The sequence below is a fragment of the Neobacillus niacini genome, assembly GCF_036961885.1.
Classification (GTDB): domain Bacteria; phylum Bacillota; class Bacilli; order Bacillales; family Cytobacillaceae; genus Neobacillus; species Neobacillus niacini_H.
Genome location: NZ_JBALNQ010000027.1, coordinates 82,895 through 90,849, shown reverse-complemented (window position 1 = coordinate 90,849; position 7,955 = coordinate 82,895). Strand labels below are relative to the sequence as shown.

Here is a 7,955-nt window from a genome sequence, read left to right as displayed (position 1 = left end):
AAGAAAACCAAGATGGAATTTATATATTGTTATATTCATCTGATCCAAATGGTGTTGATATCACACTTCAACAATTTCAAAATGGGCAAATAAAAAGCTTATATCAATCAAGAATTAAGGTAGATCCAGGAAAAGTGGTTAATGATATTTCCTTTGCACTAGATGGACAGGAACTAGCTTTGTTACTTCAGGAAGAGCTAGTATCAACACAGGGGAATCCAGAATTTTTTACCTATTTTATGCTAACAAGCCTGTCCGGTCAGAATACCGAAACTTTACACCGGTTAACCTACGATGATCCAGCTGGTAATAACCGTTTAACCGAAGTTTCAGATGTAGTTCTTACCTTCAGGAATGGTAAACCAACTATTTTATTCCAAGCAAATGGACGCACTGAAACTCAATTTAATGACAACACAACTTTTAATATTTATTCGGCAGAAATAGCGGAAAATGGTACAACAAAAACAGAACGACGCAGCAATACTCCGGAGATTTCCACAAACCCACAATGGATAAATGACAAAACGATTGCATGGTTAGACTTAGGTGCAAAAGGTCATAAGATTAACATCTCAACAGCTGAAATTAATAAAATCAGCAACCAAATCAAGGTTTCACAAGACGATTGGCTAAACGCCCTTGGAAAAACACTTGGAATGATAACGTCATCCTTTATTGGGATTGCACTTACTGTGATATGGTTTTTATGGCCTGTTATTTTTATTGTCGTCATGTATTTCTTTAAAAATAGAAGCATTGATCGCGATCCTTCCTGGTTCTTTTATACTGGAATTGGACTTTACGCACTTGCAGCGGTCATTTGGATAGATAAATTTTTTGTTGACAGTATTTATTTAAAAGCACCCGATTATTTAACTTTTACTGGTAGTTCGTATTTTTATATGATTCTTTTTGCCATCATTGCATATTGGTTAGCGATTCATACAAAGCGAGTAAATGATTGGAGTGGAACTGTAAGAATTATGTATTTTGTAGGCATACACATCTTACTTTTGACGGTATTTTTTGGACCTTATATCATTTAATACGAAAGTCCCCATTTTAATATCGAAATGGGGACTTTATGTATGGAAATATAACTTATTTTCAATTATTCACATTTAATTCAATGAAAAACCAGCTATTAACCCCTAAGTCATCGTTACACGAATCGAAGTTTCATAGGTGAATTTTTCTCTATAGTTAATAATTTTGATTCTATGATGGAAACGAAACAAAAGCTGCTTATTTTCATACTATAGGATAGGTATTTGACTAGTGACGGGAATTAATTTTCTTGTTTTTTTAAAAGGAGATGCAGTGTGAATGACAATTAGGAAAGCAACCTATGAAGAGACTCAAAATATATTAAATTACCATTTAAAAGTATTAAAGGAAGCCACAATGGGTTACGTTACGCCAAGCCATCAAAAGGCGATGGAACTCATGTCCCCATTTTTAAACGGTGGAGGGTATTACCTTGTCCGAGTTAAACATAATATGCTGCAAGGATGGCTTGGTTTGGGGCGAATTATTGATCAAAACACGGATGAAACGGTCGGTTTTATAAATGAAATGTATGTACTCCCTCCTTTTCGTAATCATGGTGTAGCTAAAAAGTTATGTCAGGCCGCATTTATCCAATTACGCTCTGAAGGCTATAAAAAAGTCCAATTAAATGTTTATGCTGGAAACCATGCGAAACACCTGTACGGAAAACTTGGTTTTACTGACGTCTCAACTTTGATGACAAAAAACTTAGATTAGTCAAAAGACATTCAAGCTTGAATGTCTTTTCAATGGCTATAATGGTAAGTGATTACTACCTATTTTTCTATTATTTAAAATGCTGGACCAAAGTTCCTTTCCCGTCTTCTACCTCGACCACTCCATATGCTCCATTCACAAATGTGATTTGTGGGGGCACATGACCGCAATCAATGTCATAAACAATTGGAATTTGGAGTTCGGTGTATAAATCTTGATAAACATCTTCTAAGGTATAACCTTCTACTGGTTCATTGGCAGTGCTTCGACCAAACATGATACAAGAAGTGTTCTCAAACCAGCCTGCTAATTTCATTTGTACTAAAGACCTACGTAAATCGGTCGTTTTCAATTCACAATTTTCTAGATACCACATGATAGGATCATTATTGATAAATTTTTTTCTAAAGTTCTGTACGTCCCCATACGGTGTACCAATTAAATGCCTTATGATGTCAATACATCCTCCAAGCAAACGCCCTTCAGCCTTAACCTTATCCCCAGGGACAGTTTTCCAAATGGTTGATTCAGTTAAGTGAAATACACATGGTGATGGTTGATCATGCTGCCATTTCTTTTGAAATTTTATGGAAGAATACTGCTTAATAGAAGCACCTGCTTCGGTAGATAATACACTTTTCCACATTGATGTGGTCTCATCCGAGTATTCTCCTCTTAAATCGATTAAATTCGTACCATGAGCAGTTGCAAGGCCCATCTTTAGGGTAGTAGCAAGCAACAATAAACTTGTGTCCGAGTAGCCTAAAATCCATTTGTTTTTTAAAGAGGCAAAATCTATTTTATCAAGGACTTCAATCAGCAGCTCCCCACCCCAAGGCGGTATAATTAGATCAATAGTATCGTCCTGCATCATTCCATTAAACTCATGGGCACGTTTGGTGGCAAGTGAAGATTTTGCTTTTTTCTGGGTCCAAACTGTATCTCCACAGATGACACGAAATCCTTGCTTTTCTAACCGGCTGCAAGAAAGTTTAACCAAATCATGCAATTCAGGTTCCACACCTGAAGAAGGTGCCGTCACTCCAATTGTTGCCGATTTTTCTAAAATCGGATATGTAATCATGTTCGCTCATCCTCTCAAAATAGAATTTATTATAATTATTCTACTTTGTTAATGAGAAGAGCACTAGCTATTTGTAGGATTCTTTATGAAAAGAGGCTATATATTTTAGACAATCTTCCCCTTTTAACCGTGGTGCTGGCTTGCCCTTCAGGTGCATCACCATTGCCATGTAGTGTTGCGGACCCCATCTATAACAATGCTGATAATCATCCAACAGGTGAAATCCGCATTTTTCCCAGAAATTTATTCTTGCAAGATTTTGTGGGGTTTCATCACATTCCACCTCTACCAGGATTCTTTTATATTTAGCCTGAGAACCTGCCCATTCTTTTATGTAATCAAAAAAACCCTTTCCTATTCCATGACCACGCAGATCCTTTCGAACTGCAAAATAATCTAATAGTAGAACACTTGAACCTGGAATAGAACCAGTTAGCGCCATCGAAAGAACATTCTCGTTATCTATTAGAACATGTAGTGTACAAAGTTCTTTGTCAAACATATTGCGAATAATTTTTTCTGGCTTTGTTGCATGCTCGCCAAATGCAACATTATAGATATTCCTCACCTGACTCCATAGTTCTTCATCCCATTGATCCCTAGTAATAAATTCCATAATCCCAGTTCCTTTGCTTATTTTTTTAAAGCTATGATCTTTTAAGCATTCTACTCGTTAGATGCGGCTGTCTCTCCATGTACCATTGGTAGAACCAAATAGAGGAGGCTAGCCAACAACCACTGGCAAAATACCCAGCCATGATGTCACTTGGATAATGTACTCCTAAATAAATTCTACTTAAGCCAATCATAAAGACTACAAACAAGCTAAAAAATAGTAGGAGGCTCCTACCTATTCGATTAAAGATATGACGCCAAAGCAAGAAGGTAAGAATTCCATATACAGTGAAAGCATTCATGGCATGGCCACTCGGGAAACTGTATCCACCTATTCCAATCAGTCGATGTAAATCTGGGCGCGCTCTGTGAAAGATTTCTTTCAGGATAAAGTTTAGTAAGGGTGAACCCACAACGACAATAATAAATAAAAGTAATTCCTGACGGTGGTGCAGAACTTTATATAGAATGAATAGGATCAGAAGACTTAGGATGGCCACGGCTAGTGTTGAACCAATCATTGTAAAAAACTCCATGATTCCCGTCAAAAATGGAGTCTCTTGTGATTGAACGATATCAATAACAGCGTAATCAAAATCAACGATTTTCTCCGCCCTAACCAGGAGAGCCGTTATACTAAAAGCCAATAGAGCGATCAAGCTAATCAAAAATGCGCGCGTATGCTCAAACTTAATTTTCATCCCGTTCATCCCCCTTTCTTAGATAGATAAACATATAATTTCCCATACACCCCAATCCTACTTATCCTACAAAAAACTCAATAAAAAGGCACCAAATATACAAGAAAGGCTGCTTATAATCAGCAATTTTTGTATATTTGGTGCCTGTCACCGCAATATTTGTTAAGCAAATTTCTCCGCGAATGAGGTTTCTTGTTTTAGTTGCATGAGTTGTTGGGTTTTGATTTCATTTTTTCTGCTCATTTCGAAGGTTTTCAATTGTACTGCACTAATATCATTTTCGATAATTGCTTTGGTTAATATCGGTGCTAAGACATGTGCATCTTTCATTCCACAGTTAATTCCAATTGCTCCCGTTGGTGTCATTGTATGTGCAGCATCCCCTATTAGGATCAATCCATCTTTTACCCATGTTTCACTTCTAGAACTTTGTACCTTTAGACAAACAAAGTCGTTCCATGAACGGAGGTTCTCACTAACCCCCGCTTTTAACTCAGGAAAACTGTCAATGAGTGGCTCCAGATACGGCTGTAATGAACCTTTTCTTAGCGTAGGGAATGATCCCTCTGGAATATTCCAGCCAATTTGGATGAAGCCACCCGTTTGTGTAAACAACGCAAGCTGATGACCATTTACAAGGACCATCCTCGTGGTCGGTTGCCAGCCTGCTGGAGCAGGAATTTTCGCCCACAAAACATCATATCCATGAGTCATTTCAATGGTCGGTATGTTTGCTAGCTTTCGTACAGTTGAATATCGACCATCTGCACCAATTGTAACTTTACTTGAAATGTGGATTTCCTCCCCATTTTGGATAGCTTTCACACCTGAATAAAATCCGTTTTCATCTTGAATTAATTCTTTTACAGTTGTGTTAAATAATAGTTGAAAATTTTTATTTGCCTCTGATTCTTGTATGATGGCACTTAGTAAATGTGCTTGGGGCACATGAATTCCTACATGATCCTCATGGTCACCAGGTGATATACTGTTAACAATCTTTTTACCCGCAAAATACTCAACTTTTTTCATTTTAAGAAGTCCGAGTTCTTCTATTTTCTTAAATAATTGATGTTCTTTTAAAATTGCTTCCGTTTCGGCATTAATATGCTCGCCTCTGAATTGTCTGTTAACTCCAGCAGAACGTTCTATTATTACGGTTGATACCCCGTTTTTAGCCAATAAATGTCCTAGTAATGACCCTGCAGGTCCACCGCCAACGATACAAACATCTGCATGTAAGTTCATTTTTGCCACCTTCTTGAGTTAGTTTAAAAAAATCTATGTCAGGTTAAATTGTTTTCGTAATCCAACAAAAAGTTTCTTGATAAGAAAAAAAGTTAAGTATAGAGTAACAAATTATGCCCAACTGGTCAATCATTTCTTCTTACCATTACTAGTAATAAAGTAACAAGTATTTTTAATAATTTGTAAACAATAATTCAAAAATATTGAAGTTTTTTATAGAAACGGAAGAAACAGAACAAACGGAAAATGGTACTGAGGAAGGTACTGAGGATAAAGAGGAATTAGTTCGATTTATAGCCAAAACAAGGCGGCGTCAGCCGTCTTGTTTATTACTTTATTTATGTCTAACTTGGATACCAAAAGGTATCGTTATTTTAATTCGACCTTTATTTTTCACCTTTTCCCTAAAAGATGCAACCATTATTGAACTGCCAAGCCAAAACAGAAGTCCTAAAACAATACTCAGTCCCCAATTACCACTGACTTGTAATACGGTCCATACCGTTGCCACGCAGATAACGCCGCCAATCATCCCAAAAACAGATCCATTGGCAATTTTGGCTGCATTCTTTGATCCAGAAGCAATCCCTACCATTAACACGGCTGTAATCATCACGGCTGGAAATGCTGCAAAAATTCCAGCTAAGATTTTCCATGGAGAAATAACTGTAATCATATAGCTTATCATTACAGCTGCCCCGCCGAGAAAAAAGCGAATAAGTAAATCTTTGAACATATGTTGTACCCTTCTCTCTAATAAGTCGTAATTATAACAACTGCCATTGAGGCAACAAGCCAAAACCCCATAGCTTGTAGTAAACCGCGTTTCCATCCATGTTTTGGCAGAAGGTATCCTGCAAGCATTGCAACAAGAATATTGATACCCATTCCGACAATCGCACCTTTAGATAAAAGGATCGAATGAGCTACAAGCTCATCGCCATTAAAGTCCAACCCTACTGTCAATAAAGCTGCTAGGTAAACTGCTGGAAATGCAGCAAATATTCCCCCAGCTTTTTCTCCTAACTTCCTGGCAACAAGCGTGGAACCAACTACAGCTGCTCCTCCTAAAAGAAATCTAATCAGTAAGGCACTTATTGAAAGTTCACCCATGACGTTACACCTCTGACTGTTAAGTCTTAAATTTAAAATGTGAAATAATTCACATGTTTACGTTAATACGTTTATTTTAACTCATTTTTACTGTTATACATGTGAACATTTCATTACGATTTTTAAAGCGTTACCAAGTAAAATCAAAAAGAAAAAACCCTATATTAATTTAGGGTTTTAACGTTTATCCATTTAATAACCTTTTGCTGTATCCACGATATTCTTAAGTGGCTTGTTTTCATCTATATTTTTAAGAGTGTCAAGAAAACAAGCTGCCCCCTCTTGTGGGGTGGTTACAGCAGAAATATGAGGAGTGATTTGAACCCTGGGATGACTCCATAATGGATTATTTTCTGGTAGTGGTTCTTTTGAAAAAACATCAAGTACGGCAAATTTAACGTGGTTATCTGTTAACGCCTGAATTAAGGCTCCTTCATTTACTGAAGCACCTCTACCGACATTAATAAATCCCGCATTTGATAATTGGGTAAAAACTGTTTCATCCAATAACCTATCCGTTTGTTCCGTCAATGGCAACGTATTGATAAGATAGTTCATTTCATTTAATCGAGAAAAATGGGAATTCACCATCATGACTTCCTTAAAATATGCTTTTTCCTGTCCACTTAATGATACCCCATATACTTCTATCCCTAGTCCAGAACAAAACTTGGCAATCATTTGACCTATTTCGCCTGTCCCATAAACAAGAACCTTCTGACCGGCCACTAATTTCGGTGTATGCTGCACCCATTTCTTTTGCTGTTGTTGTTCTTGAAAAACATCATGAAATTGTAAATCTTTTAAAATATAACTCAAGCAATATTCTGCAATCCTTTGTCCAAATGAACAAATTGTTCTCGTTAATAATATATCCTCGTTCCAATCCTTCTTATATAAAAATCGATCAACCCCTGCACCAAGGGAATGGACCCATTTTACATGACTGTAATCATAATCAGCTTTCAGATTAAAAGAAACCAGGGCATCTGCCCAGCTTAAATCATCCTGTATAAGCTCCTCCTCAGGTATAAAACGAAACGTCTTATGCAGGGCTTCCTTTTCGATAATTTTGCTTAGTTCCTTGTACATTGGACTGACGATTAGAATATTTGATATGTTCATTGTTTACCCTCTTTTTATTATTTTCACCCTTTAGGAAGGTCGAGTGCTTGATAGGCAGACTGATATCTTCCTCCATCCGCCACTTCTGAATGATACAACGCCTTAAGGGCTAAGTTTTTTTCAAGTTGGTGTTCATCGATCAATTCTTTTAAATGCTTTTGCAAGTCTTTATTTTCTTTTACTAACTGTTTCATTTGTGATTTAAAGAATTTCATTCTTTGCACGCTCCTTTCTTTCATTTAGTTGTTGATTTGAGCTCCAGGCACTTCGCTTTCCGCGGGCGGTCGGTGAGCCTCCTC

At 37.0% G+C, this 7,955-nt stretch carries 10 protein-coding genes; 2 read left to right on the top strand and 8 right to left on the bottom strand.

What is annotated here, in order from left to right; genetic code table 11:
- Both V7124_RS12870 and V7124_RS12865 read left to right on the top strand, forming a co-directional pair.
- A partial coding sequence (locus V7124_RS12870; protein ID WP_335489605.1) for a hypothetical protein occupies positions 1 to 1,049 on the top strand: 1,049 nt, incomplete at its 5' end.
- Positions 1,050 to 1,329: 280 nt separating this feature from the next.
- On the top strand, positions 1,330 to 1,770 hold the full coding sequence (locus V7124_RS12865; RefSeq protein WP_335418091.1) for a GNAT family N-acetyltransferase: 441 nt from the start codon (positions 1,330 to 1,332) through the stop codon (positions 1,768 to 1,770).
- Between the two features lie 70 nt (positions 1,771 to 1,840).
- On the opposite strand, the gene V7124_RS12860 is transcribed toward V7124_RS12865, so the two are convergent.
- The 8 genes from V7124_RS12860 to V7124_RS12825 all read right to left on the bottom strand — a co-directional run bounded on the left by V7124_RS12860 (position 1,841) and on the right by V7124_RS12825 (position 7,871).
- On the bottom strand, positions 1,841 to 2,854 hold the full coding sequence (locus tag V7124_RS12860) for a S66 family peptidase (RefSeq protein ID WP_335418093.1): 1,014 nt from the start codon (positions 2,852 to 2,854) through the stop codon (positions 1,841 to 1,843).
- Between the two features lie 67 nt (positions 2,855 to 2,921).
- Positions 2,922 to 3,470, bottom strand: a complete 549-nt coding sequence (locus tag V7124_RS12855) for a GNAT family N-acetyltransferase (protein WP_335418095.1) — start codon at positions 3,468 to 3,470, stop codon at positions 2,922 to 2,924.
- Positions 3,471 to 3,501: 31 nt separating this feature from the next.
- Positions 3,502 to 4,170, bottom strand: coding sequence for a phosphatase PAP2 family protein (locus V7124_RS12850; RefSeq protein ID WP_335418097.1), 669 nt, complete (start codon positions 4,168 to 4,170; stop codon positions 3,502 to 3,504).
- A gap of 162 nt (positions 4,171 to 4,332) precedes the next feature.
- Positions 4,333 to 5,418, bottom strand: coding sequence for an FAD-dependent monooxygenase (locus V7124_RS12845; RefSeq protein ID WP_335489602.1), 1,086 nt, complete (start codon positions 5,416 to 5,418; stop codon positions 4,333 to 4,335).
- A gap of 334 nt (positions 5,419 to 5,752) precedes the next feature.
- The gene (locus tag V7124_RS12840) at positions 5,753 to 6,154 is read right to left on the bottom strand and encodes a DUF3147 family protein (RefSeq protein WP_335418100.1); all 402 of its coding nucleotides are present in this window, start codon (positions 6,152 to 6,154) and stop codon (positions 5,753 to 5,755) included.
- Between the two features lie 17 nt (positions 6,155 to 6,171).
- On the bottom strand, positions 6,172 to 6,531 hold the full coding sequence (locus V7124_RS12835; RefSeq protein WP_335418103.1) for a DUF3147 family protein: 360 nt from the start codon (positions 6,529 to 6,531) through the stop codon (positions 6,172 to 6,174).
- A 192-nt stretch (positions 6,532 to 6,723) separates the two neighbouring features.
- Positions 6,724 to 7,656 carry a D-2-hydroxyacid dehydrogenase gene (locus V7124_RS12830; RefSeq protein WP_335489599.1) on the bottom strand — a complete coding sequence of 311 codons (933 nt, stop codon included), beginning with the start codon at positions 7,654 to 7,656 and terminating at the stop codon, positions 6,724 to 6,726.
- A 23-nt stretch (positions 7,657 to 7,679) separates the two neighbouring features.
- The gene (locus V7124_RS12825) at positions 7,680 to 7,871 is read right to left on the bottom strand and encodes a hypothetical protein (protein ID WP_335418106.1); all 192 of its coding nucleotides are present in this window, start codon (positions 7,869 to 7,871) and stop codon (positions 7,680 to 7,682) included.
- Positions 7,872 to 7,955 lie beyond the last annotated feature (84 nt).